15 protein-coding genes are annotated in these 18,000 nt (G+C 42.2%); 3 read left to right on the top strand and 12 right to left on the bottom strand.

Features of this window, described 5'->3' with window-relative positions:
• Positions 1-256: 256 nt before the first annotated feature.
• From J7I93_RS13325 to J7I93_RS13280, 10 genes are all read right to left on the bottom strand, one after another.
• Entirely contained in the window at positions 257-691 is a 435-nt protein-coding gene (locus J7I93_RS13325) for a BrxA/BrxB family bacilliredoxin (protein WP_214726351.1), read from the bottom strand.
• A 362-nt stretch (positions 692-1,053) separates the two neighbouring features.
• Entirely contained in the window at positions 1,054-2,739 is a 1,686-nt protein-coding gene (ilvD, locus tag J7I93_RS13320; protein ID WP_214726350.1) for a dihydroxy-acid dehydratase, read from the bottom strand.
• Between the two features lie 235 nt (positions 2,740-2,974).
• Complete coding sequence (locus J7I93_RS13315) at positions 2,975-4,111, bottom strand: conserved virulence factor C family protein (protein ID WP_214726349.1); 1,137 nt, start codon at positions 4,109-4,111, stop codon at positions 2,975-2,977.
• Positions 4,112-4,251: 140 nt separating this feature from the next.
• Complete coding sequence (locus J7I93_RS13310; protein WP_214726348.1) at positions 4,252-6,132, bottom strand: ABC-F family ATP-binding cassette domain-containing protein; 1,881 nt, start codon at positions 6,130-6,132, stop codon at positions 4,252-4,254.
• Positions 6,129-6,776, bottom strand: a complete 648-nt coding sequence (locus J7I93_RS13305) for an HD domain-containing protein (RefSeq protein ID WP_214726347.1) — start codon at positions 6,774-6,776, stop codon at positions 6,129-6,131. The genes J7I93_RS13310 and J7I93_RS13305 overlap by 4 nt, the downstream gene beginning before the upstream one ends.
• 310 nt (positions 6,777-7,086) lie before the next feature.
• Positions 7,087-7,935: a DegV family protein gene (locus tag J7I93_RS13300; RefSeq protein ID WP_214726346.1), complete on the bottom strand. Its 849-nt coding sequence runs from the start codon at positions 7,933-7,935 to the stop codon at positions 7,087-7,089.
• Between the two features lie 100 nt (positions 7,936-8,035).
• Positions 8,036-8,890, bottom strand: a complete 855-nt coding sequence (locus tag J7I93_RS13295; RefSeq protein WP_214726345.1) for an amidohydrolase family protein — start codon at positions 8,888-8,890, stop codon at positions 8,036-8,038.
• An 11-nt stretch (positions 8,891-8,901) separates the two neighbouring features.
• Positions 8,902-11,982: a GNAT family N-acetyltransferase gene (locus tag J7I93_RS13290; protein ID WP_251025833.1), complete on the bottom strand. Its 3,081-nt coding sequence runs from the start codon at positions 11,980-11,982 to the stop codon at positions 8,902-8,904.
• Between the two features lie 254 nt (positions 11,983-12,236).
• Positions 12,237-12,770: a hypothetical protein gene (locus tag J7I93_RS13285; protein ID WP_214726344.1), complete on the bottom strand. Its 534-nt coding sequence runs from the start codon at positions 12,768-12,770 to the stop codon at positions 12,237-12,239.
• A gap of 102 nt (positions 12,771-12,872) precedes the next feature.
• Complete coding sequence (locus J7I93_RS13280) at positions 12,873-14,561, bottom strand: formate--tetrahydrofolate ligase (RefSeq protein WP_214726343.1); 1,689 nt, start codon at positions 14,559-14,561, stop codon at positions 12,873-12,875.
• Between the two features lie 181 nt (positions 14,562-14,742).
• On the opposite strand from J7I93_RS13280, the gene metA reads away from it, so the two are divergent.
• Entirely contained in the window at positions 14,743-15,651 is a 909-nt protein-coding gene (gene metA / locus J7I93_RS13275; protein WP_214726342.1) for a homoserine O-acetyltransferase MetA, read from the top strand.
• A gap of 199 nt (positions 15,652-15,850) precedes the next feature.
• On the opposite strand, the gene J7I93_RS13270 is transcribed toward metA, so the two are convergent.
• Both J7I93_RS13270 and J7I93_RS13265 read right to left on the bottom strand, forming a co-directional pair.
• Positions 15,851-16,543: an AIM24 family protein gene (locus J7I93_RS13270; RefSeq protein WP_214726341.1), complete on the bottom strand. Its 693-nt coding sequence runs from the start codon at positions 16,541-16,543 to the stop codon at positions 15,851-15,853.
• The gene (locus tag J7I93_RS13265) at positions 16,540-17,244 is read right to left on the bottom strand and encodes a class I SAM-dependent methyltransferase (protein ID WP_214726340.1); all 705 of its coding nucleotides are present in this window, start codon (positions 17,242-17,244) and stop codon (positions 16,540-16,542) included. The genes J7I93_RS13270 and J7I93_RS13265 overlap by 4 nt, the downstream gene beginning before the upstream one ends.
• Before the next feature lie 153 nt (positions 17,245-17,397).
• On the opposite strand from J7I93_RS13265, the gene J7I93_RS13260 reads away from it, so the two are divergent.
• Together J7I93_RS13260 and J7I93_RS13255 are read left to right on the top strand one after the other, a co-directional pair.
• A complete protein-coding gene (locus tag J7I93_RS13260) occupies positions 17,398-17,616 on the top strand; it encodes a DUF3892 domain-containing protein (protein WP_214726339.1) in 219 nt (72 codons plus the stop codon).
• 78 nt (positions 17,617-17,694) lie between these two features.
• The gene (locus J7I93_RS13255; protein ID WP_214726338.1) at positions 17,695-17,835 is read left to right on the top strand and encodes a hypothetical protein; all 141 of its coding nucleotides are present in this window, start codon (positions 17,695-17,697) and stop codon (positions 17,833-17,835) included.
• The last annotated feature ends 165 nt before the right edge of the window (positions 17,836-18,000 follow it).

The following is an 18,000-nucleotide window of genomic DNA, read 5'->3' as shown; positions in this document are numbered from 1 at the left end:
CTCCTCGGCGTTTCACGCCTGCGGGGTCTCCCGCTCCCTCTCTTCCCGCAGGACATTGAATAATCTTCCTCGAATAAGCACCGCACGAAGAAAATGCGAATGCATTTTCTAGGATCAAGTGCCTTCCGCTCCAATCAACTCAGTAATTAAAACCAGTTTGTAAGCAACAAACTTTGCAAAAACAGCCAATAAAATTTACAAAGAAAAGGGTGCCAGCTGACACCCCTTCCCTAAAAACTATTTAATCCTATACGAATTAGCAGTTGTCTTCAAACGCTGCCAGAAGATTTTCCATAATTGCTTCCATTGGATGGTCTTCAATATCATAGCGGTGAATGAAGTGAACAACTTCCTTCCCCTTTAAAAGGGCCATCGAAGGAGATGAAGGCTCATATCCCTCGAAGTATTCACGCATTTTCGCAGTTGCTTCTTTATCCTGGCCTGCAAATACTGTTACTAAATGATCCGGTTTCTTTTCGCTTCTTAAAACTGCCTGCGTTGCTGCAGGACGCGCTAAGCCTGCTGCACATCCGCATACAGAATTAACTACAACAAGCGCTGTACCTTCAAGGCCTTCCATAAACTGCTCTACTTCTTCAGGTGCTGTCAGCTCCTTAAATCCTGCCTGAACAAGCTCTTCACGCATTGGCTTAACCATTTGTCTCATGTATTCTTCATACGCCATTGACATATTTATTGCCTCCTTCTACTGCTGCTGCATTTTGTAAAATAAGCATACTATAATCACTCACGTTAATGCAATTTTTCGATGCTGCCTATTAGGCTATTAAACTGCTTCAACTTTGATTCTGCAGTTAAAGCAACTTAGAGTAAAATTCGCCTTTTAAGGTGCCCTTTTCACCGAATTAGTTAATAAAACGATTTTAGGAACAACAATTAAAAATTTTCAAATGGGAAAACGGCTTTAATAATCTAAATTTTAAATTTTTAAAAGATTTTATAGATTTTATCGGCCATACATGACAATTTATCGGCCAAGGCTCTTAACAGCAGTAAAGCCAGTCCCAATAGACTGGCTTTACTTTTAACCATTTATATTTTCATCACGCCGCCTGTGCTGGCATTTGTAACAAGCTTGGAGTATCGTGCCAGGTAGCCTTTCTTAACCTTTGGCTCGAAACCTTTCCAATTAGCTTTCCGATTTTCAAATTCCTCATCTGAAACTTCCAGGTTGATCGTCCGGTTGTTTAAATCAAGCTCGATGATATCTCCGTTTTCAACAAAAGCAATCGGGCCGCCTTCTGCTGCTTCAGGAGAAATGTGTCCGATACTGATGCCGCGGGATGCACCGGAGAATCGGCCATCTGTGATCAGGCCAACTTTCGCACCCAGCCCCCGGCCGACTATCTGGGAAGTAGGGGCAAGCATTTCAGGCATACCCGGCCCGCCTTTAGGTCCTTCATAACGAATGACGACAACATGGCCTTCCTGTACTTTTCCTGTAATGATTCCGGAAAGAGCTTCCTCCTGGGAATCAAAGCAAATAGCAGGTCCTCTATGATAGCCGCCGACAGATTCATCAACTGCACCGACTTTTATGATGGAACCTTGCGGCGCTAGGTTTCCGAATAATACAGCGAGACCACCGCGCTCAGAGTGCGGATTATCCAATGGACGGATCACATTTTTATCCAAAATCTCGCTGCCGGCAACATTCTCGCGCAGCGGATTTCCTGTTACCGTCAGACAGTCCCCATTTAGAGCATCAGGCTTTTTAAGCAATTCATTGATGATGGCGCTGACACCTCCAGCATTATGCACATCTTCAATATGATAATCCGAAGCAGGCGCGATCTTCGCAAGGTGCGGCACCCGGTTGGCAATTTCATTAATGCGTTCAATTGGGTAATCAATTTCGGCTTCATGTGCCAATGCCAAAGTGTGAAGTACTGTATTGGTTGAGCCGCCCATCGCCATGTCCAAAGCAAACGCGTTATCGATTGCATCAATGGTAACAATATCGCGTGGTTTGATATCTTTTTTGATAATCTCCATCAATTGCTTGGCAGAACGTTTAACAAACTCTTTACGTTCTTCTGATACAGCCAGAATCGTCCCGTTTCCAGGTAAAGCAAGACCAAGGCCTTCAGCGAGGCAGTTCATGGAGTTGGCTGTAAACATTCCGGAGCATGATCCGCATGTCGGGCAAGCAACCTGTTCGATTTCCTGCAGCTTTTGTTCATCAATTTTCCCAGACTCATAGGCACCGACTCCCTCAAATACAGAGCTTAAGGATAAAGGTTTGCCGCTTGAATCTACACCGGCTTTCATTGGACCTCCGCTGACAAAAACAGTAGGAATATTGACACGCAAAGCGCCCATCATCATGCCTGGTGTAATTTTGTCACAGTTCGGGATACAAACCATTCCATCGAACCAATGTGCAGAAACGACTGTTTCCAGTGAATCAGCAATGATTTCACGGCTTGGCAGGGAATAACGCATTCCGATATGACCCATTGCAATCCCGTCGTCAACCCCGATTGTATTAAATTCAAACGGGACACCGCCCGCTTCGCGAATAGCTTCTTTTACGATTTTTCCGAATTCCTGCAGGTGGACATGCCCCGGAACAATATCTATATAGGAGTTGCACACTGCAATGAATGGTTTCCCAAAATCTTCTTCCTTTACGCCGGCAGCACGCAATAAACTGCGGTGCGGGGCACGGTCCGTTCCTTTTTTAATCATGTCACTTCTCATCTGTGTATCAGACATAATATGTAAAACCTCCAATTTACCCTAGATTCAAAAACTATTATTCTATGGGATTGTTAAAAGATGAACCTCCCAAATATTTTCTTTTCAATATAGACCTTTTTTCAAACAATTTCAATAATTTTCATTAATTTAATATATTTTTTTACTTTAAAAGGTTAAAACAGCATTGCGTGGAAGAAAAAAGAAAAAAACCGCTCTTCGGTTTGTGCACCTTACGAGCGGTCGTATCTTTTTATTCTTTTTCCTGTTTACGGGATTCAGTCATTTGCTTCCATACTGAACCTTTTGCTTCTTCACCATGTTCGATTCTTTCAATTGCCAGTTTGATTTGCATGCTTACTTCAAATTCTGGATCATCCTCAGCCGCTTTGAGAGCAGGAAGGGCATTCTCATCTCCCACTTCGTAAAGGAACATGGCTGCACGCCAGCGGACAAGCTTGCTGTTATCCTGCAATGCTTCCTTCATGGCATCCATCGCCTCTTCAAAGCCCAAATCTGATAAACAGTCTCCAGCAGTACGCCTTACTGTTACCGTTTTATCCTTTAAAGCTTTGTAAAGAAGAGGAAGGACTTTTTTATCTTCAATCATGCCCAGGTAGACCGTTGCAAGCCTTCTAATCGAAGCCTTTTCATCATTCAGGGCTTTTTCCAGGACCTGCAGATCAGCCACTGCAGGATCTTCCATTTGTTCAAGTTTTTGATAGCGGACTCGCCAATCAGGAGAGTCAAGGTCTTCAATCGAAAGTTTTAATCGCGGACGGGCATGCTTTTCCTCTGTTTTCTCCGGACTTTTAGCTATTTGGACAAGTGCCTGGAGCCTCTCCTCAGGATAGGCTGCCATGAGCTCCTCAACAATATCATGGCCGACCTGTTCAAAGTCGCCGTAACGGACGCCGAATTCCTTCCACTTACGGACCATCACAACATTATCCGCTGGATCTTGAGCTTCTGATACAGTTGTAATAAAATTTTCAGGCAGGCCGAAGCGCTTTTCTTCCGTACCATCGGTTAGCTTGACCTGCATCGGAATCCCCTTATACATTTGAACTAGGACTTGCACTTCTCCAAAGTGCTCATCAATCTCTGTTTCATCGCTGTTTTCATTTTCCACATCTTCACCAAATGCAGATCGGACTTGAGGCAACAGCTCTTTCCAATCATATTTGGCATTTCTTTCAACTGCCAAAAAGTCTGCAACATGATAAACGCCTTTTACCCCTTCTATGTGGAGGATATCCACAATGACCTTGGGAGCTCCGTCACTTTTATCTTTTTTATAGTTATTGCTTTTTCCCATTGGAAGTTCTTCATCAAGAATTACTTTCATTGTATTGGGACTTGGGGTTGGTTCAATTGCCTTTATCTTCAAAAGTATCACCCTTTTTAGTATTTTCACGTTGGTAACTGGTTATATTTTAACACAAGAAAAATCGAGTAGCATTTCATCTGTTTTCTTTAAGAAATGAAAAGAAACCCGGAGCATTAGCCCCGAGCCTCTCATTGAACGGTTTATTCGTTTTCTGCTGCTTCTGAAAGGTAGCTCCACCTTTCAATTAAGTGCTCCAGCTCAGCATTTAAATTGGCTTCCTCTTCCATAAGAGTCTGTGCTTTCTCAAAGTCACTGCCTATATTGGCCATTTCAGAGGCAATGACTTCTAATCTGCTTTCGACTTTCTCAATCTTGCCGTCGATTTCTTCCCATTCTTTTTTCTCCATATAAGTCATTTTCTTCTTTTTCTGCTTAGTTTCTCTCGGCTTTTCAGCAGCAGGGATACTTTCCTGTACAGGCTTCGTGTTTGCTTTTTCAAGAAATTCACTGTAATTTCCATAAAAAGAATCAATTTTCCCTTCGCCTTTTAGAACAAGAAGCTGATCGGCAACTTTATCAAGAAAATAACGGTCATGGGACACGGTTATGACTACTCCCGGGAAATCCTCTAAATAATCCTCAAGAACCGTTAATGTTTGGGTATCAAGGTTATTCGTCGGCTCATCGAGCAGCAGTACATTCGGCTCAGACATTAAGATTTTTAAGAGATAAAGCCTCCGTTTTTCTCCTCCTGAAAGCTTTCGGATAGGGGTACCATGCGTAAACGAAGGAAACAGGAAGCGTTCCAGCATTTGGGCGGCAGATATCGTTTTGCCATCAGAGGTTTCCACTACCTCGGCTGTTTCCTTTAAATATTCGATCATGCGTTTATTTTCATCCATATCTTCGCTTTCCTGCGTGTAGTATGCGATTTTCACTGTTTGGCCAATGATACGCTCACCGGAATCAAGCGGAATCTTACCTGCCAGGATATTAAGAAGCGTGGATTTCCCAGTTCCGTTCCGTCCAATGATTCCAATCCTGTCTCCCGGTTTTACCAAGAGGTCAAACTGATCCAATATTACCTGGCTCCCGTAGCTTTTTGAAGCGGACTCCAATTCAAAGACCTGCTTTCCTAGCCGGCTGCCGCTTAACGACATATCAAGCTTTTCAGAGGATTTGACAGATGCGAGCTGGCTATCGAGTGCTTCAAACCGCTGGATCCTGGCTTTTTGTTTCGTAGTTCTTGCCTTTGCCCCTCTTCTGATCCATTCGAGTTCCCTCCTGAAGAGGTTTTTTTGCTTTTCGACAGTAGCGGCCTCATTTTCTTCTCGTATTGCCTTTGCCTCCAAAAAAGCCGCATAGTTGCCTTTGTAACTGTATAGATTTCCGCCTTCGAGTTCAAACATTCTATTTGTCACCCGATCAAGGAAATAACGGTCATGAGTTACAAGCAGAAGCGCTCCCCTGTATCGTCCGAGATATTCTTCAAGCCATTTAACAGATTCAAAGTCGAGATGGTTTGTGGGCTCATCAAGAATCAATAAATCAGGTGACTGGATCAGCACCTGAGCAAGAGCTACCCTTTTCTTCTGCCCGCCGGATAGCTCTCCCACTTTTTTGCTGAAATCTTCAATTCCCAGCTTTGTTAAAATCGTTTTAGCATCTGTGTTCACTTCCCATGCATCCAGTGCATCCATTCTCTTTTGAAGCTCAAAAAGCCTTTCCTGTATAGTTGAATCTTGGGGATTTTGATTAAGCTGCATAAGAGCCAGCTCATAGTCTCTCTGCAACACAAGGATAGGGGCATCACCGGCAAAAACTTGCTCAAGTACTGTCAGTTCATGATTTAGTTCAGGCTGCTGGGCAGAATATGAAATTGTATAGTCCTTTGGAGTGACAATTTCACCCGAGTCTGGCTGGTCAACCCCGGCAATAACCTTCAAAAGTGAAGATTTCCCAGTCCCATTTACACCGATAAGGCCAACTCTTTCTTTTTCGGTGATAGTAAAAGAAATATGATTAAAAAGTTCTTTTTCCCCATAGGTTTTTGTTACATTCTCCACAGAGATCATTTTCATGCTTGACCATTCCATTCTTTATAAAATTGCTGCAAATATTTCTCCATAAACTGGTGACGCTCTTCTGCCATTTTTATTGCTGTATCTGTATTCAGTCTTTCTTTCAGCTTTAAGAGTTTTTCATAAAAATGGTTGATGGATGAAGATTTTCCTTGCCGGTATTCCTCTTCCGTCATTTCATTTCTGGCTTCTAAGCCCGGATCATAGATTGCCTGCCCTTTCTTGCCTCCATAAGCAAAAGCTCTTGCAATCCCTACAGCTCCCATAGCGTCAAGCCTGTCAGCATCCTGCACAATTTCGGCTTCGGGGCTTAAAAGCTTCGTGTTTTTTCCCCCTTTGAAGGAAATAGAATAAATAATTTCACTGATTCTAGTTATGGCTGCTTCTTGTATTTCCAAGGCCAGCAGGAAATCGGAAAGCTTCTTTTCCCCTGCCTCTTTTGATTCGTTAAGCTTCTCATCGGGAATATCGTGAAGCAGTGCTGCCATCTCAATAATAAACAAATCGCCTCTTTGCTCTTTTTCAGCTATGTAAAGTGCATTCTTTCGCACCCGTTCGATGTGATGCCAATCATGCCCGGTTGAATCTTCTCCTAGCGTATTCCGGACAAATTTTTCTGTTATATGTATGATTTTGTTATTCATTAATCTTCACCTGCTTTCAAACTCCACTGTCCATTTTAACACTACGAGAGAAAAAGAAACATTGGCAAGGTTATTCCATATCCTTAGACTTGTGGGGACAAAATATGGTCATAACGAATAAAACTGGAGAATTTGCGAACAAACTGCGGAATCTAGCGAATGAATCAGGAATGACTTGCGAATAAAAATTTAATTTAGCGAATAAACCATTGGTCTAGGCAGCAAGCATAAAAACCTGGTCCAAGAAATCATTTTGAAAGATTCCTCTGGACCAGGTTTCTATTAAACAGATTTATTATTCTCCTCACTGTCAGTCAAGGCCATTTAACCAGCTGATTCCGAGCGTGTTTTCCCCTGCATGCACTCCAATTGTAGCCCCCAAAGAGTAGCATCCGAATTTAATTTTCGGAAATTCTTCTTGAAGCTCTTTTTTCCACTCTTCTGCTTCAGCAGGATGCAAGCCGTATAGAATAAAAACCTCTTTCAGCGGTTTCTTTTCATGGGCTGTCCTTAGCAGCTTCACAATTTTGTCTTTTGCTTTTTTCTCGCTTCTGGCCTTTTCCCTGACACTAAGCTCTCCATCATGAACAGAGATAATCGGTTTTACATTTAACATGCTTCCCAGGAAAAATTGGACGCCTGACATCCTTCCGCTTCTATGAAGCTGTTCCAGGCTTCCAATCAGCACATATGTTTCACCTGTATCCCTTAGCATCTCAAGCTTATTTATAACTTCTTCAACTTCCATTCCTGATTCTGTCCATTCCATCCCTTTTAAAATCATTCTGGTTAAAGGGTATGATAGAATTTTGGAATCTACACTATACACTTGTATATCAACCAGCTGGGATGCCTGTTCACTTGATGAAACAGTCCCGCTCAGCTTTGCGGATACAAGGACTGCAATAATATAATCATAGTTTTCCTTCAGCTTTTCATATAAATCCTGAAAAGCTCCTATCGCAGGCTGAGATGTTTTTGGGGGAGTTTCGAGAGTCTTCAATCGTGCATAAAGCTCTTCAGAGGTTAAATCAACACCATCGGTATATTCTTTGCCATCCATAATGATTGTCATTGGTATCTGGTATAAATCGGGATGATTCCTTAAATCATCATTTAAAAATGCGGTACTATCGGTAACCCACGCAACTTTTGCCATTTTAGCGCCCCCTTTTTTATTATTTATTCATGTATGTATGTAAATAAGACTATTTGAAAGGCTGGCAGCGAACAAATTCATTCACCCCAGCCTCTGTTCATTATGGCAGGAATGGCTTAATCTTTGGAAAAACCCTTATAGCAGTGTTGTAAAAAACATCATCATGATGTTCCTCCGGGATCAGTCCTTTTATAAGATCAATATATGGCCCAATAGGTGCAAGCGGCCAATCGGTCCCAAAAAGCAATTTATCATAAGAATCAGCAAAAACCAGGGCATGTCGCAGATGATCCAAAAATCGATCTTCCCTGCGTTTTGTCAGCTCTTTTTCAGTTCCGACAATCAAACCGGATAGGTCTGCATAGACATTGGAATTTTTATAAATGATTTCAGCTCCCGTTAAGGTCCAAGGATCCCCAAAATGGGCCATCATGAAATTCACATTCCGGTGTTTTACCGCGACTTCGTCAATTGCCAAAGGGTGGGAATATTTCAGGAGCCCTCTTTCAGAATAAGTATCTCCAGTATGAAAAACAACCGGAACACTATATTTTTCCGCAAGGGCATACACTGGCTCATAGACCTCATCATAAGCATAATAAGGGTAATAGCCTAAATAAATTTTAATCCCTACTACATTGGGCTTATGCAGGTCCATCTCCAATCTATTAAGTGCTGCTTCATTCAAATCATATGGGTTTATGCCCGGGCAGTAAACGATATGATCCGGTATGGCTGCATCAAGGTCTAGACCCATTGGTGTCCTTGCTGCGTAATCAGGAAAGCCCATTTGATCTGTTTCCGTTAGGCCCATTGCAATGCTAAGAACTACGTTCGCTTTTTGAATCTCTTCCTGGTGTCCTTTTAACGAATAATCTACAAGGGACAGCTGTTTTGCTGTTTGATGAAATGACTTAATATCGGAAAAATGAATATGTGCATCTATGACTTTCATGATTTCTCCTTCTAATGGAATTCTAGATTATGCAGACTTTTAAACATTGCTCGGCTGATGCCTCTTTCATTAAATATGATATAGCCGGGTTTCGCCATCGGAACTGCTTTCCGTTCAGATATAATCTGAAAGGCTTCTTTGTTCATGTATGCGCCAAGGTATTCACAATCATTACTTCCTGCCACATACATTTTTGCAGGTTCATGGCAGTATGATATATAAGCGCCATTTTCCATCGTGAACGATTGCTCTTCAATTCCAGCTTGATAATTTGACTCAGTACCTTTATCCAGCATTGATAGAGTAAGATCTGTTAAAGAATCGCCTGACAAAAATAGATCTGTAATCCATTTCTCATTTAAGAACGTTTTTCCGCCTGGATCAGCCACTTTTACCCAATGTGCCATAACCGGCACCCCTGGCAGCAGCGCAAAATACTGGGTGTAATTAAGACCTTTCCATAGAGAATGCTGAGTAACTTTTGTCTGCAGGGCAAGAGCTGCCCACTCATTTCCATGCGAGTCTTTAATATTTGTAAATTTTGCAGCATTATCCTCCTTTAATAAAGAAAAAACACTCATTTGAGAAGGGACTGTCTTCATGCCCCCAGCCCATGGATTCCACCAGCCTTTCGCGACTTTCTCAGGGAATGAGGTATCAAGCCATTCCTGCTCCTGATAAGCGAGCGAAAAAAGTCCGGGATAAAAACCTGGCGCTGCTTTCAAACGAATGACTCCGTTGTCCATCATATAAACAGTGTTGTCATCCTGTTTCTCCGAAAGCGTACGGACATCACCCGAAGGTACAAGAAGCAGATCACATAGCTGCTTTCTCTCACTGTCCATATTGATATTAGCTTTCACAATCGATAAAGGGGCTGCCCCTCCAATAGGCAATTTCGCTGAATAATCTTTCATTTCCTCTTTTTGCTTTACAATTGCGGATTGTTTTTTTTCGTTATTTAGGAAAAGTTCAATACTGCCGTTGAGATAGCTTGAACGGTGTGTTTTCAAGGTGACAGGCACATTTTCCAGATCGGCTGCCACAGGATTGCCTTCATTTACAATGAAGGCTTTCTCATTCTGCACACCCTTGTTTTCTTTTTGAGCAGCCAAAGTGGCGAAAGTCTGCAGCTCCTCCCATGTTTGAAAAGCGCCTATTGATAAATAGGCTGGTTCCAATTTAACTCGTTCACCAGGTGTGAGGCACCCCACATCATACTCATAATAAAACTGCCAGCCATCCGGGTGGGCCTTGGCGATTTTCGGCCAGCAAAATCCAATCGGTTCACTTTCATGTGTGGAGAAATACCAATTTTCCGTCAAATTGCTTCCAGATAGCTCTCCAAATTCAAGATCTTTGACACTCGAGAACTCTACCACTTCATTGTCGAGAGGGAAATAGGTATGGTGCTTCTCATGATATAGAGGCTGATTGAAAGATAATTTACCAGAAAGTGTCTCCCCTTCATTTTTCAGTTCAGCCCATGTTTTTACAATTCCTTCACCATATAGTGACGTATACATAGAGACAAGTATCCCAGGGAAGTCTTTTGAACGGAAAACCAGTTTGAAGGTTATCGCTGTCTCATCTGTAAACCAAGCTGCACTTTCAGGCTTTGCCTTTGAAAATTCTGTTGTATATGGCTTGCCCAGCTTAGGAATGAAGAAGGCGAAATGCTGATTTACATTTTCGTTCCGGCCTGCAGTTATTTTATAATCCAATTTCCTGATATTTACCTGGCAGAGTCCATTACATATGTGCCAATAATCTTTTGATTCCCCGCCGAACTTCTGACCAAAACTCTTAAGGGGAACACCAACTGCTTTGCTTTTAAAAGTCAGCTCGTTTCCATCATTTTTCTTTGCTGTAATATTGATCTCAGGCTGATAAAAGCCGTACTTTTTCACAATGAAAGGTACTTTTATAAGCTTCCGTTCATTTTTAAGAAGTTTTATGGAATAATCACATTGATTTAATGAAACATGTTCATCTTCCTGAACCGACAGACAAAATACAGCATCCTCTTTCAGGCTATTTTCCACTTCAAGTTCCAGTTCCGCTTCCTGATTTAGAAAACGCAGGTTTCCTTTTGCACCGCCGGTTATTTTGGCAGGCGGCTTAGGAAGCAAACCAAGGCGCAGTTCACATTCTTCTCCATCAACCCAAACCTTTACAGCCAAGGATGGATGAGTCTTCCATACACTTGGTTCCTCTCCTTCATGAACAATTAACTGACCATTAATAGCCGCCTCGTTTTCGACCAGGTTCTCATATGAAAAAGCTGACTCTATTCTGCCAAGGTTGTCTCCTGCTGCCCTAAATGAAACAGGTCTTCCGGTTTTATTCACAAACTTCAGCTGGAAACTCTGGGTTTCATTTTCTATTGTTACATGACTATTCATGGTTAGCTCAAGAAAATATTTATCTGTCTCTATTAAGCTGATTCCCCTGCCGGTTTTCTCAAACCTAACGCGCGCAGAGGTCTGTTCATTTTTCCATTCATACTCATAGAAAGTAAAGCCATCTACCTTGATTCCATCAGGTTTAACCTCAATGTTTTTCACACTGTCTTTATACCAATCAAGATCTTTCAGGAGCGTTTTTAGCAGCGGAGTTTGATGGACAGCCGGGATAAAATTCATCAAATGGGTGGTATCATCTCTGTCCTCCCAGAAGAACCCGCATTTTTTATAAAGTGGAACAGCCTTCACATTTCCTGGCCATGTATATAAATCCAGACGAGGCCAGCCCAGTTCTATTGTTTTTTGAAGCGCTTTCAAAACAAGCAGCTTTCCTATTTTTCGCCCATGATAATCAGGCCTCACATTAAGAAGCGGAATATATAATGAACCTGTATCCTCTTTGTATTCTGATAGTCCGCAGTAACCCACTACCTCTTCGCCATCCATGGCTAAATATAAAGCAATATTTCCGTTATTGGCTTCCTTTGTTTTCACCTGTTCTTCAGTCATGACGCTTGTATCGCCGCCCCAGCTATCGCGGCTAAGGTTCCACATTTTGGCGATACCTCCTGCATGGCCCACATCATACTCTGTAATTTTAATCGTGTCCGTACGCTGGAACATCATATTATCCTCCTTGACTACGTTACGTCTTGTCTTTCCTCTTCCTTTTCCTTTTTAATAAAAAATTCTTTCACCATTTCCTTCTCCTCCTTTAATGTATTTTTAGGAATGTTTTGCCATTCCTTCTTAATCGTATTAGTTAGAGTGTACGTTTGTAAATAAAATTTTGAATTTTCAGGACAGCTTTAATAAAAAAAACGCCTCGCTCCCTTTAGGAGCAAGACGCTATTGGCTATTCTATTAAAAACCAGCTGGAATTATGAAAACCTAATATTTCTCAGAGCCTGCAAGGAAGCAATCATATAGGCAATCATATCGCTAAGATCATCAATTTGTTCTTCATATATCAGGCGGTTGAAATTCACAACAGATTCCGCTTCAATCTGTTTATCCATCTCCTCCGGATTGAATTTTGCAATCTGTATAATGTTTCGCTCTCTTCCCCAAATATCTCTCAAAATTTCACGCGTTTCTTGAAAGAGCTTTAAGTCATTTTTTTGCTTAATTGTAAACTTTATATATACCTTACACCCTGCCTGCTTTTCTGATTGTACTTCAGGCAAAAGCTCAGCAGCCAGATTTTTGAGTCCAGCCTCCATAGTAAAAGTACAGGTAATATCCTCATGTCCTTCAACATTTTCTTTAAAGGCAACTTCATAACTACGGGACATTTTTGCAGAATTTAAGACATCATTTCGGTCAATGATTCTAATCTCTCCGCTAAGATCCCGATCATAAAAGCCGCCATCTAACACAACCTTCATATTTTCAAAGGCTGTAGGGTCAAACATGTGCAGAACCTCCCTTACAAAAAAGCCGCAAGCCACTTGGTAACCCCCGACACCTTGATGGGGTAGATGCTATAGCTAGACTGTTACCAAATGCAAACCTTCTTAAAATAAACCAATTGCATTACCGTCATCGTCTACGTCCATATTCATGGCTGCAGGAGCTTTAGGCAGCCCAGGCATTGTCATAACATCTCCAGTAAGGGCGACAATAAATCCAGCCCCGATAGAAGGCTTGAGCTCCCTGATAGTGATTGTAAAGTTGGACGGCCTTCCCAGCTTTGTGGGATCATCAGATAAGGAATACTGCGTTTTAGCCATACAAATCGGCAGACAGCCCCAGCCAAAGCTTTCAAAATCCCTGATTTGCTTTTTGGCTTTAGTAGAGTACTCAACTTTATCTGCACCATAAACTTTCTGGGCAATCGTTTGGATTTTTTCTTCAATCGGAAGCGAAAGTTCATATAAGTGATTGAATTGCGCCTCTTTTTCTTCTAAAATTTCCAGCAGCTTGCCTGCAAGCTCGATGCCGCCTTCCCCGCCTTTTTCCCAAACCTCTGTCAGCGCAACAGGAATGCCGGCCTGATTGCATAAATCCTTAAGTGTATTCACTTCATTTTCGCTGTCGGAAATAAATCGATTAATAGCCACAACGTACGGCAGCCCAAAGCTTCCGATGGTCTCAACATGCTTCTTTAAATTGGAGAATCCAGCAGTAAGAGCTTTTGTATCTTCTCTGCCCAGCTCAGTCTTTGCCACACCGCCATGCATTTTCAGAGCCCTAATTGTAGCTACAATGACGACCGCTTCCGGGTCTATTCCTTCTGTTCTGGCTTTGATATTCAGAAACTTTTCAGCACCAAGATCAGCGCCAAACCCGGCTTCTGTTACTACATAGTCAGCTAGCTTTGATGCTGCAGTCGTGGCAATGACACTGTTGCATCCATGTGCAATATTTGCAAACGGTCCGCCATGGATTAATGCTGGCGTATGCTCGATTGTTTGGACCAGATTCGGTTTAACTGCTTCTTTAAGAAGCAAGGTCAGGGCGCCCTCAACACCAAGATCAGCAACTGTAACCGGCTGTTTTTCATAATTATAGGCAATGACCATTTTTCCGAGTCTTTCCTTTAAGTTCTTAAGATCGGATGCAAGGCATAAAACAGCCATAATTTCAGAAGCAACGGTAATATCAAAGCCATCCTCGCGAGGAACCCCTTGCACGGGGCCGCCCAGCCCAATTACGATTTTCCGTAAAGCTCTATCATTCAAATCAAGTGCACGTTTCCACACAATTCTTCTCTGATCGATTTTCAGCTGATTTCCCTGCTGAAGATGGTTATCGATCAGAGCCGCCAGAGCGTTATTGGCTGTTGTTATGGCATGGAGGTCACCTGTAAAGTGAAGATTTATCTCTTCCATTGGCAGGACTTGCGAATAGCCGCCGCCGGTTGCTCCTCCCTTAATTCCCATTGTAGGTCCCAGGGAAGGTTCTCTCATGGCGACCATTGCTTTTTTCCCGAGCCGGTTAAAAGCGTCACCAAGACCAACCGTTACAGTAGATTTCCCCTCCCCTGCAGGTGTAGGATTAATGGAAGTGACCAGGATTATTTTTCCGCTTTCATTCGTTCTGAGTTTTTTTAAAACCTCTGATGAAAGTTTCGCCTTATACTTACCGAAAAGCTCTAGATCATCATCCTGAAGCCCGATTTTTTCAGCGATTTCTTTAATAGGTTTCATTGTTGATGCTTGAGCGATTTCAATGTCTGATTTCACAACCGGTTTCACATTCATTTGTATCCCCCTAGAATCCAATATGTATAGGTTCATTACAGATATATTGTACCATTCCTTGGCCGGATAATTGCCAGTTACTTTTGATATTTTTGAGATTTTCGCACACTAAAGCATTGATACAATTGTGAATCATCTTTATAATAAGTTTAATTGAAATTTTGCCCAGGGAGATGATCGCTTGCCAATTAAAATTCCTAAGCTGCTTCCGGCCAGGGAAATCTTAGAGGAAGAAAATATTTTCGTGATGGATGAGGACCGTGCCAGAAACCAGGATATCCGTCCTTTAAATATTCTTATATTAAATTTGATGCCAGAAAAGGAAAAAACGGAAGCACACCTTCTGCGGCTTCTTGGAAACACTCCGCTTCAGGTTAACATCTCATTCTTAAAAACTGCTACACATCAGTCAAAAAATACTAGTCCAATGCATTTGGAGCAGTTCTATACAACCTTTGCTATGGTTAAAAAACGAAAGTTTGACGGAATGATTGTTACAGGCGCTCCTGTCGAGCTCCTTGAATTCGAGCATGTAGATTACTGGGAAGAACTTACCGAGATCATGGCGTGGACGAAAACTAATGTTACCTCTACCCTCCATATTTGCTGGGGTGCACAGGCAGCGTTATTTTACCACTTCGGAATCGGCAAATACGAGCTGCCTGAAAAATGCTCCGGTATTTATGCGCATGAAGTTCATGACAGAACTGAGAAGCTGTTAAGAGGATTTGATGACATTTTCCTCGCCCCTCATTCACGCCATACTGACGTCTATAAAGAAGAACTGCTGAAGCACCCTGAAGTAAAACTGCTATCATCCTCTGAAGAAGCCGGCCCTTTCATTATGAGCGCTAATGGCGGCAAACAGATCATGATAACCGGTCATTTAGAATATGAAGCTGCAACTCTTGCTGAAGAATACACAAGGGATAGAAGCAGAGGGCTGCAAGTACCTGTTCCAAAACACTACTTCCCCAATGACGACCCAGGCAGGGAACCCTATAACAAGTGGCGCTCGCATGCTCATTTATTGTTTTCAAACTGGCTGAACTACTATGTTTATCAGGAAACCCCTTTCGAGTGGGATTAAAGCTTGGTGCTCTGATGGATTTTCAATAGCAAATATGCTGTTTCCCGGATATACCTGATATTTCACGGTCTTGTATTTTAGGGATAAATTAAAATTTCACGGTTATATTGATTTTTTCACGGATAGAAAAATAAAACATGTTTAGCTAAAATCAAAAAGGCCGGTTTTGAAGAGGTTTCCCTCGCAAAACCGGCTTTTCTTATGATTGATGTGCGTAATATACTTCTTCAAACGGCTGGACAACTACGAAACCGTTTCCGGAAAACTTCATTTGGATCGATTCACCGCTTCCTCTGCCCAAAAAGGTTTTAAATGAAATATCTGTCACAAACTCAGGTTCCAATGCACCTGACCAGGCAACCGTGGCATTCGGGTCTGTATATACCGGGTTATCCGGTGTTACCATCAAGGTTAACGGTTCATAGTGCGAGGTGACGGCAACCATTCCAGAGCCCTCCAAACGTACATTAAACAGGCCTCCGGCAAGCATTCCGGCCATTCTTTTCATCAGCTTAATATCCCATTTGATGGAAGGCTCAAATGCCAGCAGGTCGTTGCCGTTTACAAAAATAGAATCGCCATCAAGATTCAGGATAGATATTTTTTTCCCCTGATCTGCAAGATATAGCTTTCCATTGCCAGTTGCTTTCATGAGAGCTGTACCTTCTCCAGTGAGCGCCTTTTTAAACATTTTGCCTAATCCATGCTCGAGAATTCCTTCGCGCTCAAACTTAATTTGTCCACGATAGGAAACCATCCCTCCGGCTTTTGCCCACACTTGATTGGTTAGATTGATCTCGAGCATTCTTGGTGTTTCTAATTCAAATAATCCTTCACCTTTATCCTGCTGCTTAGTCTGGTTTACAAACTCCTCGATCGAATAACGGCTCATTTTTCATCCATTCCTTTCTGCTTCTTATTTTCGAGCATAAAGACCCACATAAAAGACAAAGACTGTTTCAAATTGACTGGCAGTGATCCTTTTGGCATTTGTTCTGATGCTTTTTTATAGACACCGAGTTCATCAATTTTCGCCCAGCCGTTTTCTTGTGCAAGCGCCTCAAATTCCCATGGCATCATCGTATTGCATATAACTTTTTCGTTATATAGGCGGCGGTAGCTGTTAACACGCGGAGCGGCTGTAGGCCCAAGAATGCCGATGCATGCTCTTCCCTCTGGCTTGACAATTCTCTGCATTTCTCTCAAAACATTAAGGGGGCTTTCTGTCCATTCGAGTGAATTAATAGCAAGAACAGCATCAATCGAATTCTCCTCAAAAGATAGACAGGAAATATCACCTTTTGTAAACTCAGCACAGGTATCAGCATTTAGTGCTTTTGCTTTATGAATCATTTCATCCGACACATCGATTCCTGTCACATTATAGCCTGCCAAAGCGAGCTTATATGAGCCATAGCCATCTCCGCACCCAAGGTCACACACCCTTGAACCTTTGTTTATATGCTTTTCAAAAAAGGGAACAATATCTTTTCTGCTCCCTTCTTCCCACATTTCACGGCTTTTTGAATTCCAGGATTCCGAATTTTTATCCCAAAGCTTCTCAGCTTCTGCAGACCAGTTAAATGTTTTCATCCTATCCCCTCCGTCAGTAACTTTATTTACGTTTTTTCTTATAAAAAGTTTCCAGTATCTTTAATTCGCTGGCTTCCGCAAAAAATCCTTTGATTATAAAACAGCAGGACCGTCAACAATATTGATAGAAACCAATTAAAGGAGAGTTATTCAATGAACGGAGAGCAGCTCGTAGCAGTCCATCGAAACCATAGTGGCGAAATTCTTTCTTTTCAAACCTCAGGAGGAAGGATCATATCTTATCGAAAAGCTTTACAGGAGGCTGAAGAGGGGTTAATTGCAGGCATACATATAGCTGAAGAAGAGAACGGTACTATGTCCATGACCCCTGCTGCCTCTTCTTCGTTTGATGAGTTTCCAAGCTTCTACTAGGGATTCTCATTCCCCTAACAGCAAAGGCTCTGTTAAGCTTGCCTGTTGATCTCCGCTTAAGAAGCTGTTACCTCTAGAATGCTGATTCGACGTCCAGTGGAAGAAGCGAGTACCCCGCAGGCTCAGTGGGCGGAGTTCTTCGGACAGCCTGCGGTTCGCCAGCACGAAGAAAATGCGAATGCAGAAGCGTACCTTCCATTCCAATCAACAGAGTTCTAAAATCCATCAATTTTCTCATTAACATAGTCAATCGAGTAGGAGGGGGTGACTAACCCCCGACCTCTCACACCACCGTACGTACCGTTCGGTATACGGCGGTTCAATTAAGTGTGACGCAGAACTTCATATCGTTGATAAAGACTTTTGAGCCCTCGATTACTCCAG

The sequence above is a fragment of the Bacillus sp. ISL-47 genome (genome assembly GCF_018613175.1).
Classification (GTDB): Bacteria; Bacillota; Bacilli; order Bacillales; family Cytobacillaceae; genus Cytobacillus.
This window is presented reverse-complemented; position numbering and strand designations above follow the sequence as displayed.